Origin of the sequence: Mesorhizobium sp. KR1-2 (assembly GCF_040045035.1) — a bacterium.
In the GTDB taxonomy this organism is placed as follows: domain Bacteria; phylum Pseudomonadota; class Alphaproteobacteria; order Rhizobiales; family Rhizobiaceae; genus Pseudaminobacter.
This window is the reverse complement of the sequence record NZ_JBDZDS010000004.1, coordinates 215,089-231,750: the sequence shown is the minus strand read 5'-3', so window position 1 is coordinate 231,750 and position 16,662 is coordinate 215,089. Positions and strand designations below refer to the sequence as shown.

The window sequence follows — 16,662 nt, the reverse complement described above, 5'->3', positions numbered from 1 at the left end:
GGAAAAAGATGGTCGATAATCTGAGTGGCAGAACAATTGAAGATGTTCCCTATTCTGGCCTGATCGAAAGCTTGAGCAAGATCACGCTCATATGCCACACGGCCGGCGAAGCAAGGAACGACCTCACCAAAGACGACTTGATGAATTTCATTTCGCAAATCGCAGTGATTGGGACGGAAGCCATGGTCTTCGCCGGCGTAACGCGCGAGGAAATCAATCAGGTGACGCAATACCTGCTATCCGGCATGAGTGTCGGACAAGAGCGAAACAATTGAAGCGAGAGGGAGCGACGTGAACGACGTGACGATCCGCATCTATTTCAGAAGCCCAGACGGTGCGGTCGAGGACGGACAGCACGACTTCGATTTCTCGAGCTTTGGCGGCGTGTTGCCATCGATAGGCGACTGCATTCTAAATCCTGGCGTCATTCACGGCCGTGATCGGCGCGAGCCGGCGAACCGTGAGATTTGGACGGTCGTCGGCCGAGTGTTCAATCCCAAGGATAACGAAGATTACATCGCTCTGATCGTTGAGGAACGCGCGCCTACTTCACAAGAATATTCGCTGCTGCCGAGCAAGTGAAATAGTCGTCCCTACGGTCGACATTTGAGCCGAATCTTCCCAAGATCCTCATGAGCTTGGGAGTTTCGACAATGCCGGTCTTCAACTCGACCGCGATCCGGCGGGCAGAATACGATTCTTCAACAGGTGTGCTTCAGCTTTGGTTTACCGAGTCGGGCGGACCATACAATTATTATGGCGTGCCGCCGCAAGTCTTTGATGGCCTTTGCCGCGCCAGCTCGAAAGGCGGATATTTCAACAGTCATATCAGAGATCGCTACAGTGTCGCGCGATAAGGGACAATTGGGGTGCTCCGCGACATTCGCAGACCCCCTGATCACAATCTGTTGCAATAAGAATTCATAGCGGCCATGCCTTGTAAGCGGTCTTGATTCGTGTTTAGGCATAACTTAACTTTCAAAGTGGAATATGCGCCGGATATCTCGTGACCAACAAGAAAGCGAAAGGGATGCACGGCGCGCCTCATCGAACTCCGAGCGTGTTGATGAAGGTGGTGAGTGCGTTGCATCAGGCGATTATGCTGACGTTTGGCTCTTCGGGGAAGCTCGCACTGAATATGCCGCGCTGCGTTCCCGAACCGACGAAACAAGTCGGCGCGAGGCAATATCGATCTCCCGCTATTTTTCACGATTTGCCGAGGCAGGACCGAGATCATTGGGCGAAAAGATGTTCAAGCCGGCAGGTAGGTTTAAGGACGGTGCCGGGAACGAGCCGCAAATCTGGGAGTTTAAGGCCTACCAGTTCCGTATCTATGGGATAATTGCAGAGTATCGCAGGAAGCGCACATATATAGGGACCGCGTGCGATCCCAGCAAAAAGAAAGACAAGGCCGACCAACAAAAGTTGAAGTTGGCGGCGGAGCGGTCAGCGAAGGTGGAAAGATGAGCAACAACCATCATATCGAGTCGTTTGACTTCATCAGTGCCGAAGAGAACGCACTGATGGATTTTCAGTTCGCGTTGATTGATGCGATGAACGAACGAGGTATGACCCAAGCCGAACTTGCCGAGACGCTGGGGGTTACTCGCGCCCGTGTGAGCCAGCTTCTTTCCTCGGAGGCCAATCCCACGATCAAACTGGTCGGGCGGGCACTCGCTGCGGTTGGGCTGAAGGCTGAGTATGGCCGAAAGTCTAAGCCCTCGACCAAGGTGCGCGAAGTTGTTTCCAGATCCAGGGAACACTCCTGGAAAGGTGGCTTTGCTGTCATGGCATGCCAAGCAATCGCGGTGAATAGATTGTGGGGCGATGAATCTTATGCAGCGAACGAAAATCGCTGGGAACGTTGCGAGCTCGAAGCAGCCTGAGATGGTCGAGACTACTGAAGTCGCAAAGCCCATGCCGAGCAATGAAGAGAAGGTTGAACGCTACAACAAGGTAGTCGGTTTGGCCAATTTGCAGGGCGTCCAAATGACAAGAGTTGGGTTCGACGTGAAGCCCGACTTTTTCAATGATCCCTCTGAAAATAAACTCGCCTACTCCGTCGAAAGAGGGGAAAGCCAATACGTTAGCGGTGAGCAGGTCGCTATCGTCAATATAAAGCTCACAGTGGATGCTAAAAGGAATCGCAAGAAGACCCTTTCTTGCGAGGCACATTACATCGTTATCTATGATAACTTGGAAGATTGCGATGAAGACGCCGTAGACGTGTTCTTGACGCGAGTTGCACCTTTCGCCTGCTATCCTTATTTTCGCAGTTTGTTCGCCAACTTGGATTGGGCGGCGAATACGCGGCTGCCTCCTCTACCCGTGCATAAAGAGCCACCCCGATCCTCAAAAAAAGCTAAGTGATTAGTACGTTGGATTATTGATCGCTCAATCTGTTCCACCTGTAGCACCTGCCGATTTTGAAGGTGCTACAGGATTTCGCCTTGAAGTTCCGCGCTGTAGCACCTGTAGCACCTGTAGCACCGCGAAAAATCGTGTCTGCGCGAAAACTTCAGACTTTGCGCTTCCGGTTCAGCAGTTGCACCACCTTTCCCTCAGCTCCCGTCATCATTCCGTGGATCGTTCGCGCCACCTTATCGGCAGCAGCAATCAATACACTGTCGAGATGATGGACATAGCGAGAAGTCACCGATCCCGCCACATGGCCCAGCATCGCGGCGATGGTGCTTTCGGTGAAGCCAAGATCCCCGGCCACGCTGGCATAGGAATGCCGAAGGGTATGAGGCGTGACGCCTTCCAGTTCCGCGCGCTTCACAATCCGACGCCATGAGCCAGGCATCCCGCCAAATGCTCCTTCACCACGAAGGGCGGTCAGCACGAAGGGATTTTCCTCTTCCCGCTCGATCTTTGCCAGCACATCGAACGCAGGCCGCCCGATCGGTCGCACCGACGCGCCTTCCTTCGAGTCTTCGAGCCGGAAGCATCCACCGTCATCGTCTACTTCCGACCATTTCAGGTTCTCGACTTCGCCCAGGCGGCATCCGGTGAGCGCGAGAAGCCATGCACCGTTGATGCCCTGGCCCGTTTCTGCGTCGGCCCCGGCGGCGGCCAGTGCCTTACCCAGCGCTTTATATTCGTCGGCAGTCAATCGCCGCTGGCGACGGTTATCGGCTGGCCGCTTCACGCCAGCGGCGGGATTGAACGGGATCACGCCTTCGGAAACCGCAAACGATAAGATGCCGCCGAGAAGTCCAGCGGTGCGAGCCGCCGTGCCGGTGCCCCCTTCCACGATAGCCTTGCCGCGCTTCCGTTCGGTCTTCTCCACCACCGCCGTCTTGCCGCTGGCAACGTCACGAATGAACCGGCTCATGTCCGCTTGCGTCACGTCACGCACCAGCTTGTTGCCGAGAAGCGGCCTTATGTGCCGGTCGATCCGGCCGCGATCAGTGTAGAGCGTAGAAGCCTTCTTCGCCTTGCCGCCCTTGCCCATGATCAAGCCGCGTTCGGCGGCCTGAAGATAGTTGTCGCAGAGTTGCGAGACGGTGAGCGACTTGCGCCGCGTCACCCGGTCCTCTTGTGGGTCTTCACCACGCGCCACATCGCCGAGAATGCCCTTGGCCTCCTTCCTGGCCTCTTCTACGGTCAACGCGCCGTGGGTGCCGATCTTTACGCGGCGGGTGCGGACGCCAGCGCGATATTGCGCAACATAAGTTTTCTTACCGCTAGGCCACACCCGAATGCCAAAGCCGGGAAGCATATCATCCCACACGAAATAGTCAGGCTCGCCCGGCTTCAGTCCGTCAATGACGCTCTTTGTGAGCTTTGCCATCGTGCTTCCTTTTTGAAGGCAAATGTCTTTACAGGAAGCATATAGGAAGCAGAAGGAAGCAAATTCGGGAAAATTCGCGCTTAACCGCTGCCTTTCCATACGCCAGAACTTTCAGCGATCATAATACCATAGAGATGTTGGGTAAATCGCAGGAAGCATCAGAAAACACCAACAACGCGCCCTCCGAAGGCAGAGGTCACAGGTTCGAATCCTGTCGGGTGCGCCAAGATATCCAAATAAAATCAACAACTTAGCCAAGTGCATTTGTTGGCGCAACTTAATGTTCCTATTAATCTCGCCATTTCGCCTGGTTTGTGTCGCGCGCCGCGCGGTTTTGCACTAATTTTCACGCGCTTTGGCACTCGGTGAGCGTTAAAACAATACTTGGTCCGCGCGGCAAATTATACTTGGACCGCCGCACTCCTTTTCGAGGCATCGCGATAGAATAGCCAGCCAAAACGTTGGCGCTGGTTCCGTGGTTGCTCATATGCGCCCGCATGTTTTTGATTCGGCCATGCGTATCGGCCTTGATACCCTAACATGCATCACCGGGAAAACTTGACGCGTCGAATTTCGGTCTAGGACGCCAGTCGTTCGGCTTCAAGAAGCTCTGCTTCTTTCTTGTATTCGTACCCGGTGCGGGAAATCCAGTTCGCGGTCAGCCGATGCAGCAAAGGCACGACCAAGCGCTGGTCTTGGGGGTAGAGACCAGTGCCGTCGATTGCATCGTTATAAGCCCGTGCATCGACAGCCTTCATGGTTGGACGTTCTTCCCCGGTAAGATGGAGCATGCGGCTGTAGAATACGGCCAGTTGATGTCCGTCCGCCCCGATAGAGGCCTCAATGTCGGCGAGCAGTTTGTAGTACTCGCGTTGCAAGCTCTGATGGTCCCGAGCGGCGGCGCTGAAATCGAATATCAGCTGAAGCGATCCGGCAAGCGCGATGCCTGCGCCCGCCCAATACGGTTTCAGCCCGAAGTTTCCTTGGAGATCACCCATGGCGGCGGCTCCAAGGATCACGACGACAAAGTTCAACCACTTGCTCCAGCGCTCGCAAGTGAGCCGGCGAGCGGTGTGATACAGCGCGTTGCGCAGGACGTTAAAGCGTATGTAGTCACGATCTGGTGTCATCATCGTTTCTTTGTTGGCGGTAGGGCCGCCGGTGCCGGTCGCATTGTACGAAGATTGTGGGGGAAGCGCGCGACTCGCTTCCCCCATTGCTTGACCAACCCTGCCGAAGTGGATCGATCAAGCTTTCCCGCGCCGGAAGGAACCGAACGGCGCGCGGAATTCTAATGCGGCGCTGACTGCCCCGGCGCACCGCTGTAGCGCGCAGCTTCTTCTCGCCATGAGGCTGCATGCCGTCCAAAGCGACTGGACATGTCGTGCTGATAGGCAACCACGTAGAGCATCAGGCGCGCATCGGTCAGGATCGCGTCACATAGGGCAAACCCTTGATGCATGCGCCAGCCCACGCCCAAGTCCCCTTCACCGGGCTTGGAAAGCGCCGCGATCTCGGCCAGCAGAAGCACCGCCGTATCGACGGCCTCTTGCGTGGATTTTGCCTCTGCTGCGATGGCCTCAAGGGGCCGTCCTGTGAAGGTGTAGAGCCAAACAAGGTGGCGAGCGCCATCAAGAACGCCTTCGGCCTCGATGATCGTTAGGCCGCCAAGCGCGTCGAGCAGATGCGAGACGAGCGCACGCATCAGCCTGCCGCTTCCGGTGCCGGGACAACGGATTTGACGATGCCCCGGAAGTCCGTCACCGTCGCGCCGTAGATGTGGCGCACCTTGTAGGTGATGATATCGTTCGTGAAGAACGAGCCGACTGTGGGGCTGTCCTGGACGAACAATTCCGGTTCTTCCTGCCCTTGCAAGAAGCCGAGTTCGATGGCGGGAAGATCGCGCGGATCGGTGGAGACGCACCAGTCGTTGTCGTCCGTCCAGCACCACACCGGGCGCACCTTCCATGCGAGCGATTGCGTGAAGGTCGGATCGTTGTTCACGCCGCGCACGAAGAGATTGTAGGCCACTTCCTCAAGCGTGTCAGGCACCCATAGATAGCGGGCAGTCAAGCCGATCTTCTCGCCGCTGTCCTTCTCGCGCTGCTCACGGATAAGAAGCCGTGCCTGCCCCACCGCTTCGGCGGAAAGTTCAGCCGCCATTAGGTTCTTATGGTCGGCATGAAACAGCGGCTTGGTGTCATAGATGGCGTGGTTCAGGCGCGGAATGTCGAACACAAACTTGGACAGCGTCCGCTTAGCCGCCCTCGCCAGATTTTGCGGAATGCGCTGGATAAGCCCGACATCGTCGTTGGTGATCGCCTCCAGCGAGACGGTTTCGGTGCCGCCGCGCTTCGAAACGGCATAGGTGGCTTTCTCATCGGTCGGGCTGGTGAGCTGCGTATAGGGCGCGCGCTCCGCCACGGTCGGCAGATCGCCATAACCGCCCCAGCGGACACGCTCCTGTGTGCGGAAGTCGTTCACGGGAACGATGTTCACCAGATCGCGCCAGACATCCAAAATGTCATCATTGGCGTATTCGACCAACATGCGCCGGGTGATGGCATCGCCCAGAACAATCGCAAGGGTGTCGGTGCCCAGCGCCTCGGTCATGCGCTGGTTGCGCGGCGGTCGCCCGGTAAAGCCGGTGTCACCTGTCAGCGTGACGTAGCATTCACGGAAGGACCGGACGGAACGGTCTTTCGGGTCAAAGAAGGCGTCCAGCATCTGCGTCGCCTTCTCGCGCGGCCCGTCGCCCATCTGGACACCGCCCAGCCCGGTGACGTGACCGCCACCGACGCCAGCCGCCGTCAGATAGCGGCCTTCCTGGCTGATCCGTCGCGTCAAGTGGGCTTCGGTCATGATGACGTTGGCGGTCACTTCCGCGCGCAGCTTCTGCTTTGCCACCTCGGGCAGACCGCAAGCCGCGATCCGATCACCCAAACGGACTTTGCGCTGCACGGCTTCCGTCATCGTGTCTGCCGTCTCGGGATTGTCGGCTTTCAGGAGCGCGCGCAGCAGGTCCTGCAACTCGGCATCCGTCATTTCGTCCACGTTCTTTTCGGCCAGAGCCTCCGGCCTTGTCGCCTGGATAAGGGCGATGATGTCTTCGCGTGTCATGAGGGTTCCTTGGGAAAGACTTCCGGCGGCTTCGACAAACGAAACGATCCGACCGCCCGCGCCGGGTTCAACGATCAGATCGACAGAATGAATTTTGGCAAAGCTCACGGCTTCGCGTGTACCGTCCGCGCGGCGGATGCTCTCGCCCTCGGCGGCAATGGACAGCCCGAATAGGCCGAGCATGTCGTTTTCCACGGCCTTGGCGAGTTGATGGCCGATGATGCTGGACGGATCGATGAGCTTCAGAGTGCCGACGATCTCGCCACTATCGGGCGACGATCCCGGAACAAATTCCGGAGAGACGATGCAGCCGATGAGATTGCGCACGTCCTTGCCTTCAAGGGCGATATGCTCGCGGTCCGACTTCGCGAACACGCGCGCGCCCTCAAACATCGGCGCATGGCGGCGCAGCACGGCGTCCGAATAGAATGTGCGGTTGAGCGAGAGGCCCGCCTTGATGACAAGGACGCGGAAGCTGCCCTTAGTCATAATTGCGACCGTCTATATGGACGCGCGCGCCAAACGAACCATCATCAAGAACAGGGGCAAATCGGCCACCCGCACTTATGCGGTGCGCCCTCTCTTTGGCCAGCTTTTCGGCCTTGCGCTTTTCCACAGCTTCGGGCGCTGCTTCTTCTTCCACGCGCTTGGCGAGCTGAGCGATCCAACTCTCGGGACGGTCAACCTCAAGCGCGATGGCTGCGATTGTTTCAGGCGAGGTCCCCTCGGCACGAAGTCGCCCCAATATTCGCAGACGCGTATTTCCACCCGGATGAGGAAGACGCACACCCAACATCTGTGCCGTTCCCCTTATCCATCGGTCGCTATACCGGAACCGCTTCGCTAGTTCCGATGTAGAATACTTTCGAGAACGAATGGCGCTGTGTAGATCATCAATCCTTTGGACCTGCTCAACGTACTTTTTCGACATCGACAAAACATAAAATCGATCTCTTGGCGCAAAATTGATAATCTTCCTCGCGTCTTCCTCACCAATTGCATCAGTGAGCTCAAGATCATCAGAATATTCTTCTGGAATATAGATATACCCACGGCCAGCATAATATTCCGCCAGCCGGTCGACCTGATCCCAGCCAATCAACTTAGCAATAGCGAGAGTCATTTCAGAACGCTGCGTTGCGAAAGGGCTTCCAGGCCTAAGCTTCAATTCCGCCATTGCTTCCTGTCCGTTCGGAACATGTTCCTGTTGCGTCTGCTGCAAATTCGAGCATTCGCGCGCGCGCGGACACCGGAAGCCCTTCCGGCGCACGGCTAAGGGCTTGAAACGGATTGGTTATTGGGCGCGGCAGCGTTCGCCCTCTGGATGGCCTCATTAAACGGCCATTAAACGGGTCAGGGCGCGCGCAGTCACATCGCACGCATTCCGACAGCGCAAAGGATGACGAGCGCGCTGTACGGGCTTCTATGGCTGTTTTGTCTATCTGATCACTTGCCGCATCAGCCGTGATCGAGTATACGAGCTACTGGAGCTTGAAAACTCCTCGGGCGGTCTGCGCCACCTCGACCAGCAAATGGTCCGAACGGCGCTTTTTTTATACCCGGTTTCCGGGGCGGTCGCACCTTATGCGGCCGGGAGGCTGCGGTGCATGTCCAGGGCGAAAGCCTAAAGACCGTGGTGCCGTTCCCGAACGGTTTTCAACTCCCGGCTCCCGCGCCGAACGCGGGGACAAAGCGCCTTGAAAAGCGCTCGGGAGACTGACCATGTTCCATCTTATCGATCCTGACTTTCAGGACAGCCCTTGCAACATCATCGACGAACTGCGCCATCTGACTGAAGCGCTCGCCTCCGGCTACGAACTTTCCGCCGATGTGCTGGCCACCGGAGCAATTCGCGACGGCTATCGTCATCTCGGGTCCGCCATCGTCCGGTCGCTGGGAGACCTGTCCGGCGAGTTGCAGCGGCGCGGGCTGACATACTTTCCCGAAGAATGCGCGCCCCATCAGTCCGAAGCAGAGAGGCGAGACCGCGACCTTACGCTGACGATGCAGGGCTATTTCCTCGGCAAGCAGTCGGCAGGCTTCACGACGATTGCGCGGGTCCATCCGAACCCGGACTCTCCCGACCCGCGCCGTTCGGACGAAGAAGAGGCCCGCCACATGGCGATGATCGCCGACGCGCTGGCGAAAGCGGAGGCGATCACGAGCCGGATGCGCGAGTTCGAAGACGCCACGCTGGCGGACGGCACCCCGCGCCTCACCATGAACGACACCGATGCGGTATGGCTGCGGGCTTTCCGTGAAGCTGTAAGCGAGCAGGAAGGCGCGACCGAAGACCAACCGGAGGTGACGCCGAATAAGGCAGCCAAGCGGCGCTCCGCCTGAGCGCAAAGCGATATGCAAGGCGGGGCACCGGCTCCGCCTCTTTCTTGTTCCGGTCCATGTCAGCGAGTTACGCCATGCCGAAAGACGGCTTCCCCTTAACCGTATCCATCCCTGCCGAAGAGTGGGAGGCGACCTTGAAGCGCCTCCGTTTTCTTGAGGCGGCCATCGTCCAGATCGCTCGACCTGGACAAAGGCTGCGCGAGTGGTTCACCGCGTCGAGCCTCGCGGCCATGCGCCTGCCCAACCTGCCGACGACACGTCACGGCATCGTCATCCGCGCCGACCGCGAGGAGTGGCCCCGGCGCTTTGTCACAGGTCGCGGTGGCGAGCGTTTCGAATTCCATTTCTCCGCGCTTCCGCGCCCTGCCTTCGATGAGATCATTCGCCGGGTGTATGCCTTGCCAGAAGGATCGTCGGACGTGGCGGAAGTCCTGCCGCCGTCGCTGCCCGAACCGCCTCGGCAACGTGACCCGACGCCGCAATGGCTGTTGCCGCTCTTGCGCGTCATCAAGGACGGCGGCCCCATCAGCCCTTCCGCCGTCATGCGTCGCCTGCCCAAGCACCTGCCGAAAGGTGCGCCAATTCCGACGCTGGACGAGGTTTCTGCCGCGCTTCGCTCCTATGCGAAAGGTAGCGGTTAGCGGGGCTTTAATATCCTATTTAAGGGCGCAGTATAGCGCCCTTTTTTATTTCAAGTATTGCAAGTAACGTATATGCGAACACACGCAGTCAAATGCTACAGTTCCGTGCCACTCTTAGCAGTCAAATTTTTGAAACCACTCGCAACTAACTTAATGAAATTCATGAGATATTTTCGAACAATGGCACTTTTGAGGTGGGAACTGTTCACGGGCTACAGTTTGCCAGATTAACTGTAAACCGGGAAAACTCGCGAATTTACTTCTAATATGCGGCCATCAACACAGATGCGAGCTGACGCTTCCGGTCGTCTAGCGACCTCTTGGCGGGTCCGCGCCTCCAGCCTCCTTTCAATGTTTCCAAGGCCTTGCCTGCCGCTCCCAGCCTTCGTGGTGGCCACTGCGCCTTGTTTGAGAGGAAGACTGCTCATTTCTATCGTGGGCTCCCGACCTTTCTGCTCGTACCAGTGCAAAAAGGTGTCAAAACGTGCGCAAAAAGCCGCTCACACTGCTCAAAATAGCTCATTTTCGTTTTGCGCCTTTTGCACCGCCGATACAGCTTAATCGTTTGGTTCCATTGCTCTTTTTCGATTAAGTGCCAAATGCTACCTGTGCAAAATCAAGCAGTACCCCACATTTGTGTTGCGCGCGGCGCGCAACAGTAAGCGCTCTTGATCTCCACTTTCGCCTTCGCGAGGGCCGCTTATCGGGTCTCACCAGATCCTGAGCGAACCCCACTTCTCCTTGCATTCGTGGACAGTCAGGCTCGGGTCGTGCGACAGTGCTGCCGTCACGAATTCGCGGATGAGATCGATCCAGCCGACGCCGACATCGACCCATTTGGCATCGTCGAAAACGCGCGGGAATTCGCTCTGCAGGTCGTCGAGTTTGATGGAACCGCTGGCGTGCTCGACACTGCCGTCAAGACCAGTGGCTGCAATCTCCTTGGCTTCACCAGCAAATGCGCGCCCAAGGAAGAACTGGCCTATCCCCTGACCGCCAATCCTGCCGGCGACAAAAAGGTCAACGTAATCGTAAACCTGAACGTACGCTCCGAAGCGCGAGAGACGCCAGCGTCGTCGGCGCGGTGCCTCAGGGCGCCTGCGTGGAAGTGGACACCTGCCTGACAGCTTCGGATGGCGTCTGGTGCAAGGCGCAGTTCGGCCCGAGAGGGCCGGCTGCGGAAGACTACCCTGCGCAAGGAACGCTGGCGGATCGTCACCTTCGCCAGGGGGTGCAAATCCAACCCCTGACCTGTCCACCGCCGCCGGCCCCCGGGCACAGCACTGACTTGTCCGCCGGCTGCGACCTCCAGTCAGCTGCCCTACAAGGCGTCCGCCGCGTTTCTGACCGACGCCTCCCTGGCTCGCCGCGCGGCCGCCAGGACTTGAGCGATCAAGCTCGTCAAAGAGCCCGTTTGATATCTGGCTGAAACGCGTTTCGTATCGTCTGCGCTTCAATCACGCCGCCAAGATCGTGCCTTCGGTCACGACCTCCGCCATCCCTAGTATTCTGAAGACAATTCAAGCTATACTGGGCCGCTTTCCTGCGGAGACAGCGTCTCCCGGATCGCGGAGGAACCGAGGATGGCCTTGGCGCTGGTGCTCGTTCTGATCGTATTGGGCTCAGTCCTGTTTCATGTACTGAGCCCCTGGTGGTCCACGCCGATAGCTTCCAACTGGAGCTATATCGACAATACTCTGTCCATAACTTTCTGGATCACCGGCGCGGTCTTTGCCGCGGTCGTGCTGTTCATGGCCTATTGCATCTATCGCTTCCGCCACAAGGAGGGGGCTCAAGCGGCCTACGAGCCCGAAAGCCGGAAACTCGAAGGCTGGCTGACGGTGGTGACGGCGCTGGGCGTCGCGGCATTGCTGGCGCCGGGGCTTTTCGTCTGGAGCCACTTCATCACCGTTCCCAAGGATGCCACGGAAGTGGAGGTCGTTGCCCAGCAATGGCAATGGAACTTCCGCCTGCCCGGCGCCGGCGGCAAGCTCGGCACTTCGAACGCCAGCCTGATCAGCGCGGACAATCCGCTGGGCGTCAATCCCGAGGATCCCAACAGCAAAGGCAATCTGATCATCCTGGGCGAGGACCTGCACCTGCCGGTCGGCAAGCCGGTCAAGATGGTGCTGCGCTCGATCGACGTGCTGCACGACTTCTACGTGCCCGAGTTCCGCGCCCGCATGGACCTGGTGCCGGGCATGGTCACCTATTTCTGGTTCACCCCGACCCGCACCGGAACGTTCGAGGTGCTGTGCGCCAAGCTTTGCGGCGTCGGCCACGCCTTCATGCGCGGCGTGGTGAAGGTCGACACCGAGCAGGATTATCAGGCCTGGCTGCAGCAACAGCAGACCTTTGCCCAGATGACCGCCGGGCAAAAGACCGGAGCGCTCGAGCCCCCGCCAGGGTCGGCAGGCGAGGTCGCGACGAAGGCAAACTAGGCGAGGCTGGCCACGAGGCGGCCGCGTCGAAAGGACAGTGAAAAACGAAGAGGTGTTTTATGACCGATGTCACGCCTCAGGACACAGAGTTCATCCCGCCCGCGGAAGTGGCCGAGGTCGAGCTCTACCATCCTCACAGCTGGTGGACGAAATACGTCTTCTCGCAGGACGCCAAAGTCATAGCGATCCAGTATGCGAGCACGGCGATGGCGATAGGCTTCGTCGCGCTGGTGCTGTCCTGGCTGATGCGGCTGAAGCTCGGCTTTCCCGACACCTTTTCCTTCATCACCGCCGACGCCTATTACCAGTTCATGACCATGCACGGCATGATCATGGTCATCTATCTTCTGACCGCGCTGTTCCTCGGCGGCTTCGGCAACTACCTGATCCCGCTGATGGTCGGCGCGCGCGACATGGTGTTCCCCTATGTCAACATGCTGAGCTACTGGATCTACCTGCTGGCGGTGCTCGTACTGGTCGCCAGCTTCTTTGCCCCAGGCGGGCCGACGGGCGCGGGCTGGACGCTCTATCCGCCGCAGGCGATCACCTCGGGCACGCCCGGCGGTCAAAGCTGGGGCATCATACTGATGCTGGTGTCGCTGATCCTGTTCATCGTCGGCTTCACCATGGGTGGCCTCAACTATGTTGTGACAGTACTGCAGGCGCGCACGCGCGGCATGACGCTGATGCGTCTTCCGCTGACCGTGTGGGGCATTTTCACCGCGACGGTGATGGCGCTGCTTGCCTTCCCGGCTCTGTTCGTGGCCTGTGTCATGATGCTGTTCGACCGCGTGGTCGGTTCCAGCTTCTTCATGCCGGCGCTCGTCGACATGGGCACACCGCTGCCGCATAACGGCGGCAGCCCGCTGCTCTGGCAGCACCTGTTCTGGTTCTTCGGGCATCCCGAGGTCTACATCGTGGCCCTGCCCGCCTTCGGCATCGTCTCGGACCTCATTGCCACGCATGCGCGCAAGAACATCTTCGGCTACCGCATGATGGTGTGGGCGATCATCATCATCGGCGCGCTCAGCTTCGTCGTCTGGGCGCACCACATGTATGTCAGCGGCATGTATCCCTATTTCGGCTTCTTCTTCGCCACCACCACGCTGATCATCGCGGTGCCGACGGCGATCAAGGTCTACAACTGGGTGCTCACGCTGTGGCGGGGCGACATCCATTTGACCCTGCCGATGCTGTTTGCGCTCGCCTTCATCGTCACCTTCGTCAATGGGGGCTTGAGCGGCCTGTTCCTGGGCAATGTGGTGGTCGACGTGCCGCTATCCGACACCATGTTCGTGGTGGCCCATTTCCACATGGTGATGGGCGTGGGGCCCGTCCTGGTCGTCTTCGGCGCGATCTATCACTGGTATCCCAAGATCACCGGGCGGATGCTCAACGAAGTGATGGGACGCTTCCACTTCTGGGTCACCTTCCTGGGCACCTACATGATCTTCTTCCCGATGCACTATATCGGGCTGATAGGCATACCGCGGCGCTATCCCGAACTGGGCGACACCGCCTTCATCCCGCCTTCGGTGCACATGCTGAACGAGTTCATGACCATCGCAGCGCTGGTCGTCGGCTTCGCCCAGCTGGTGTTCCTATTCAACATCTTCTGGAGCCTGCGCCACGGCAAGGAGGCAGGCGACAATCCATGGCGGGCGACGACGCTCGAATGGCAGACGGCCGGTACGCCGCCGCCGCACGGCAATTTCGGCAAGGAACTGCCGGTTGTCTATCGCTGGGCCTATGACTACAGCGTGCCCGGCGCGCCCGAGGACTTCATCCCCCAGAATGATCCTCGGCCACTGACGCAAGGCGGGCCGGCATGAGCGCGATCCTCATCTTCCTGGTCGCGATACTGGCGATTGTCGGCTGGTGGCTGTCGCACCAAAGGCTGATGTCCAAGCCATGGCTGGAAGTGGGACCGGTCACGGCCTTCCCCGAAACCGAGGCTCCTGTCACGCATCCGGCCAAGATCGGGCTCGGCGTGTTCCTGGGCGTGGTCGGCGCATTGTTTGCGCTGCTCATCGGCGCCTATCTCATGCGCATGGCCTATGCCGACTGGCAGGCGCCGCCGGTGCCGCGCGTACTCTGGCTCAACACCGGCATGCTGGCACTGGCGAGCCTGGCGATGCACTGTGCGGTGGTTGCTGCCCACGCCCGCCAGCGCGACAATCTCCGTCTCGCGCTTTTCACGGCCGGCCTGGCCTCCCTCGCCTTCCTGGCCGGACAGTTGCTGGCATGGCGGGATCTGGCCGACCAGGGCTATTTCGTCACCGTGAACCCTGGCGTCAGCTTCTTCTACCTGCTGACGGCCATGCACGGTCTCCATGTCCTTGGCGGGCTGGTGGCGCTCGGCCGGACCAATATCCGGGCCTGGCGAGGCGGCCCGGCCGCCGGGCTCGTCCTGTCCACCGAACTGTGCGCGATCTACTGGCATGCCCTGCTCGTGGTGTGGCTAGTTCTGTTTGCCGTGCTCATGGGCTGGGCGGCCAATTTCATCAACGTCTGCCGCCTGTTGCTGAGCTAGGAGGGAACGCGGGATGGTCGACACAACCTCCGAACATGTCCCACACACCGCGCCGCGGCCGGCAGGCTTGCGCGGCATAGCGGCCGACTGGTCGTCCGATCAGCGGGCGTTCAAGAACGTTTCCTGGGGGAAGGCCATGATGTGGATCTTCCTGCTCAGCGACACCTTCATCTTCGGCTGCTTCCTGCTTGCCTACATGACCGCGCGCATGTCGACCACGGTGCCCTGGCCGGACACGGCGGAGGTCTTTGCGCTGCATATAGGCGGCCATTCCGTGCCGCTTCTCCTCATCGCCATCATGACCTTCGTGCTCATCTCCTCCAGCGGCACGATGGCCATGGCCGTCAACTTCGGCTACCGCCGCGAGCGAAGGAAGACGGCCGCGCTGATGCTGGCCACCGCCGCGCTCGGCGCCACCTTCGTCGGCATGCAGGGCTTCGAGTGGACCAAGCTCATCATGGAAGGCGTGCGGCCGTGGGGAAATCCCTGGGGGGCGACGCAGTTCGGGTCCTCGTTCTTCATGATCACGGGTTTCCACGGCACCCACGTGACGATCGGCGTGATCTTCCTGCTGATCACCGCGCGGAAGGTGCTGCGCGGCGACTTCGATCACGGCGCACCGGGGTTCTTCACCAGCCGGCGCGGCCGTTACGAAAACGTCGAGATCATGGGGCTCTACTGGCACTTCGTCGATCTGGTGTGGGTTTTCATCTTCGCGTTCTTCTATCTTTGGTGAGGTGGAGAGATGACACGGGTCTTAACCCAGGATCACACGCTGCAGAGGCCCGCTGCCGTCGCCTCCGCGCAAGGCCAGCAGCACCCGATCAAGCTGTATCTCGTCGTCTGGGGTTGGCTGTTCGTGCTGAGCGCAGGCTCCTACTCGGTCGATTATTTCAACCTGCAGGGGGCTCTCAGATGGGGGCTGATCATCGCCTTCATGCTGCTGAAGGCCGGACTGATCGTTGCCATATTCATGCACATGGCCTGGGAGCGGCTTGCGCTCGCCTATGCGATCATCGTCCCGCCGCTGCTGATCCTCGTCTTCGTCGCGATCATGGTCATTGAGTCCAACCATACCGAACTGACGCGCACGCTGTTCTTCGGTCTGGGGCCGTAAGCGGCGCATGATTGTCCGGCTGCAGCGCCTTTCGGGAAGGCGGTTCCGCCTTCTTCGTTGACAGGGGGAATGATGGGAGGAGAATGGATTTTCTCGTTCTCCGACGCGTCACCAACTCCAACAGAAGGACGCCTACGATGACGATCGCAAGGAAACTCGAAGACTACCTAGTCGGCAAAGGCATCCACTTCGATACGGTTGCCCATCACCGCACCTCGACCACCAGTCAGTCAGCGCAGGCGGCGCATGTTTCGGGTCGAAGGCTCGCCAAGTCGGTGCTCCTTCACCATGGTACAGGCTACGCGCTAGCTGTCGTTCCGAGCAGCCACAGGCTTGAACTCAATACGCTGCAGAACATGATCGACGAGCGGCTCGGCCTCGCCTCGGAAGACGAAGTGAGCCAGTTGTTCAGCGACTGCGACGTCGGTGCGGTGCCGCCGGTGGGCGCGGCCTATGACGTGCCGGTCCTCCTCGACGAAAGCTTCGGCGAGGACGGCGACGTCTATTTCGAGGGCGGCGACCACAGGACGCTGGTGCATGTGACCGCCGGCGATTTCCGCAACCTGCTGCAGGATGCGCGGATCGCCCGCTTCAGCCATGCCGCGTAGGGCGTCACTGTCCAATGGTTGGGCCCGGCGCTGCCTTTGGCGCAAGCGGCGGGAGGCGGTTGG

Annotated in this window: 20 protein-coding genes; 15 read left to right on the top strand and 5 right to left on the bottom strand. The window is 59.3% G+C overall.

Annotated features, from left to right (window positions below; all coding sequences use genetic code 11):
- The first annotated feature begins 8 nt into the window (after positions 1–8).
- The 6 genes from ABLE85_RS10710 to ABLE85_RS10685 all read left to right on the top strand — a co-directional run bounded on the left by ABLE85_RS10710 (position 9) and on the right by ABLE85_RS10685 (position 2,370).
- Positions 9–275 carry a hypothetical protein gene (locus tag ABLE85_RS10710; RefSeq protein ID WP_348792708.1) on the top strand — a complete coding sequence of 89 codons (267 nt, stop codon included), beginning with the start codon at positions 9–11 and terminating at the stop codon, positions 273–275.
- Between the two features lie 16 nt (positions 276–291).
- Positions 292–582 (top strand): hypothetical protein, encoded by a 291-nt coding sequence (locus tag ABLE85_RS10705; protein WP_348792707.1) that lies wholly within the window; start codon positions 292–294, stop codon positions 580–582.
- 71 nt (positions 583–653) lie between these two features.
- Positions 654–857, top strand: a complete 204-nt coding sequence (locus ABLE85_RS10700; protein WP_348792706.1) for a KTSC domain-containing protein — start codon at positions 654–656, stop codon at positions 855–857.
- Between the two features lie 379 nt (positions 858–1,236).
- Positions 1,237–1,467, top strand: a complete 231-nt coding sequence (locus ABLE85_RS10695) for a hypothetical protein (RefSeq protein WP_348792705.1) — start codon at positions 1,237–1,239, stop codon at positions 1,465–1,467.
- Positions 1,464–1,886, top strand: a complete 423-nt coding sequence (locus ABLE85_RS10690) for a helix-turn-helix transcriptional regulator (protein WP_348792704.1) — start codon at positions 1,464–1,466, stop codon at positions 1,884–1,886. The genes ABLE85_RS10695 and ABLE85_RS10690 overlap by 4 nt, the downstream gene beginning before the upstream one ends.
- A 1-nt stretch (position 1,887) precedes the next feature.
- A complete protein-coding gene (locus ABLE85_RS10685) occupies positions 1,888–2,370 on the top strand; it encodes a hypothetical protein (RefSeq protein ID WP_348792703.1) in 483 nt (160 codons plus the stop codon).
- A 148-nt stretch (positions 2,371–2,518) separates the two neighbouring features.
- On the opposite strand, the gene ABLE85_RS10680 is transcribed toward ABLE85_RS10685, so the two are convergent.
- The 5 genes from ABLE85_RS10680 to ABLE85_RS10660 all read right to left on the bottom strand — a co-directional run bounded on the left by ABLE85_RS10680 (position 2,519) and on the right by ABLE85_RS10660 (position 8,093).
- A complete protein-coding gene (locus ABLE85_RS10680) occupies positions 2,519–3,796 on the bottom strand; it encodes a tyrosine-type recombinase/integrase (RefSeq protein ID WP_348792702.1) in 1,278 nt (425 codons plus the stop codon).
- Between the two features lie 578 nt (positions 3,797–4,374).
- The gene (locus tag ABLE85_RS10675; RefSeq protein WP_348792701.1) at positions 4,375–5,013 is read right to left on the bottom strand and encodes a hypothetical protein; all 639 of its coding nucleotides are present in this window, start codon (positions 5,011–5,013) and stop codon (positions 4,375–4,377) included.
- Between the two features lie 74 nt (positions 5,014–5,087).
- The gene (locus ABLE85_RS10670) at positions 5,088–5,501 is read right to left on the bottom strand and encodes a hypothetical protein (protein WP_348792700.1); all 414 of its coding nucleotides are present in this window, start codon (positions 5,499–5,501) and stop codon (positions 5,088–5,090) included.
- A complete protein-coding gene (locus ABLE85_RS10665; RefSeq protein WP_348792699.1) occupies positions 5,501–7,405 on the bottom strand; it encodes a hypothetical protein in 1,905 nt (634 codons plus the stop codon). Before ABLE85_RS10665 ends, ABLE85_RS10670 begins: the two co-directional genes overlap by 1 nt.
- A complete protein-coding gene (locus tag ABLE85_RS10660) occupies positions 7,398–8,093 on the bottom strand; it encodes a hypothetical protein (RefSeq protein ID WP_348792698.1) in 696 nt (231 codons plus the stop codon). The genes ABLE85_RS10665 and ABLE85_RS10660 overlap by 8 nt, the downstream gene beginning before the upstream one ends.
- A gap of 545 nt (positions 8,094–8,638) precedes the next feature.
- Here ABLE85_RS10660 and ABLE85_RS10655 point away from each other — a divergent pair.
- The 9 genes from ABLE85_RS10655 (at position 8,639) to ABLE85_RS10615 (ending at position 16,599) form a co-directional block, all read left to right on the top strand.
- Positions 8,639–9,259 carry a hypothetical protein gene (locus tag ABLE85_RS10655; RefSeq protein WP_348792697.1) on the top strand — a complete coding sequence of 207 codons (621 nt, stop codon included), beginning with the start codon at positions 8,639–8,641 and terminating at the stop codon, positions 9,257–9,259.
- Between the two features lie 134 nt (positions 9,260–9,393).
- Positions 9,394–9,900 carry a DNA-binding protein gene (locus tag ABLE85_RS10650; RefSeq protein ID WP_348792696.1) on the top strand — a complete coding sequence of 169 codons (507 nt, stop codon included), beginning with the start codon at positions 9,394–9,396 and terminating at the stop codon, positions 9,898–9,900.
- 668 nt (positions 9,901–10,568) lie between these two features.
- Entirely contained in the window at positions 10,569–11,024 is a 456-nt protein-coding gene (locus ABLE85_RS10645; RefSeq protein WP_348792695.1) for a hypothetical protein, read from the top strand.
- 459 nt (positions 11,025–11,483) lie between these two features.
- Positions 11,484–12,341, top strand: a complete 858-nt coding sequence (locus tag ABLE85_RS10640; protein WP_348792694.1) for a cytochrome c oxidase subunit II — start codon at positions 11,484–11,486, stop codon at positions 12,339–12,341.
- Positions 12,342–12,400: 59 nt separating this feature from the next.
- A complete protein-coding gene (locus ABLE85_RS10635) occupies positions 12,401–14,173 on the top strand; it encodes a cbb3-type cytochrome c oxidase subunit I (protein ID WP_348792693.1) in 1,773 nt (590 codons plus the stop codon).
- Positions 14,170–14,874, top strand: coding sequence for a cytochrome c oxidase subunit 3 (locus ABLE85_RS10630; protein ID WP_348792692.1), 705 nt, complete (start codon positions 14,170–14,172; stop codon positions 14,872–14,874). Before ABLE85_RS10635 ends, ABLE85_RS10630 begins: the two co-directional genes overlap by 4 nt.
- Positions 14,875–14,887: 13 nt before the next feature.
- Positions 14,888–15,610, top strand: a complete 723-nt coding sequence (locus ABLE85_RS10625) for a heme-copper oxidase subunit III family protein (RefSeq protein WP_348792691.1) — start codon at positions 14,888–14,890, stop codon at positions 15,608–15,610.
- Positions 15,611–15,619: 9 nt separating this feature from the next.
- The gene (locus ABLE85_RS10620; RefSeq protein WP_348792690.1) at positions 15,620–15,991 is read left to right on the top strand and encodes a cytochrome C oxidase subunit IV family protein; all 372 of its coding nucleotides are present in this window, start codon (positions 15,620–15,622) and stop codon (positions 15,989–15,991) included.
- Positions 15,992–16,128: 137 nt separating this feature from the next.
- Positions 16,129–16,599, top strand: a complete 471-nt coding sequence (locus tag ABLE85_RS10615; RefSeq protein ID WP_348792689.1) for an aminoacyl-tRNA deacylase — start codon at positions 16,129–16,131, stop codon at positions 16,597–16,599.
- The last annotated feature ends 63 nt before the right edge of the window (positions 16,600–16,662 follow it).

Coding starts and splice junctions, on each gene's coding strand:
- ABLE85_RS10710 (WP_348792708.1), top strand. CDS start 9: ATGGTCGATAATCTGAGTGGCAGAACAATTGAAGATGTTCCCTATTCT.
- ABLE85_RS10700 (WP_348792706.1), top strand. CDS start 654: ATGCCGGTCTTCAACTCGACCGCGATCCGGCGGGCAGAATACGATTCT.
- ABLE85_RS10690 (WP_348792704.1), top strand. CDS start 1,464: ATGAGCAACAACCATCATATCGAGTCGTTTGACTTCATCAGTGCCGAA.
- ABLE85_RS10685 (WP_348792703.1), top strand. CDS start 1,888: ATGGTCGAGACTACTGAAGTCGCAAAGCCCATGCCGAGCAATGAAGAG.
- ABLE85_RS10680 (WP_348792702.1), bottom strand. CDS start 3,796: ATGGCAAAGCTCACAAAGAGCGTCATTGACGGACTGAAGCCGGGCGAG.
- ABLE85_RS10675 (WP_348792701.1), bottom strand. CDS start 5,013: ATGGGGGAAGCGAGTCGCGCGCTTCCCCCACAATCTTCGTACAATGCG.
- ABLE85_RS10670 (WP_348792700.1), bottom strand. CDS start 5,501: ATGCGTGCGCTCGTCTCGCATCTGCTCGACGCGCTTGGCGGCCTAACG.
- ABLE85_RS10665 (WP_348792699.1), bottom strand. CDS start 7,405: ATGACTAAGGGCAGCTTCCGCGTCCTTGTCATCAAGGCGGGCCTCTCG.
- ABLE85_RS10660 (WP_348792698.1), bottom strand. CDS start 8,093: ATGGCGGAATTGAAGCTTAGGCCTGGAAGCCCTTTCGCAACGCAGCGT.
- ABLE85_RS10655 (WP_348792697.1), top strand. CDS start 8,639: ATGTTCCATCTTATCGATCCTGACTTTCAGGACAGCCCTTGCAACATC.
- ABLE85_RS10640 (WP_348792694.1), top strand. CDS start 11,484: ATGGCCTTGGCGCTGGTGCTCGTTCTGATCGTATTGGGCTCAGTCCTG.
- ABLE85_RS10635 (WP_348792693.1), top strand. CDS start 12,401: ATGACCGATGTCACGCCTCAGGACACAGAGTTCATCCCGCCCGCGGAA.
- ABLE85_RS10630 (WP_348792692.1), top strand. CDS start 14,170: ATGAGCGCGATCCTCATCTTCCTGGTCGCGATACTGGCGATTGTCGGC.
- ABLE85_RS10625 (WP_348792691.1), top strand. CDS start 14,888: ATGGTCGACACAACCTCCGAACATGTCCCACACACCGCGCCGCGGCCG.
- ABLE85_RS10620 (WP_348792690.1), top strand. CDS start 15,620: ATGACACGGGTCTTAACCCAGGATCACACGCTGCAGAGGCCCGCTGCC.
- ABLE85_RS10615 (WP_348792689.1), top strand. CDS start 16,129: ATGACGATCGCAAGGAAACTCGAAGACTACCTAGTCGGCAAAGGCATC.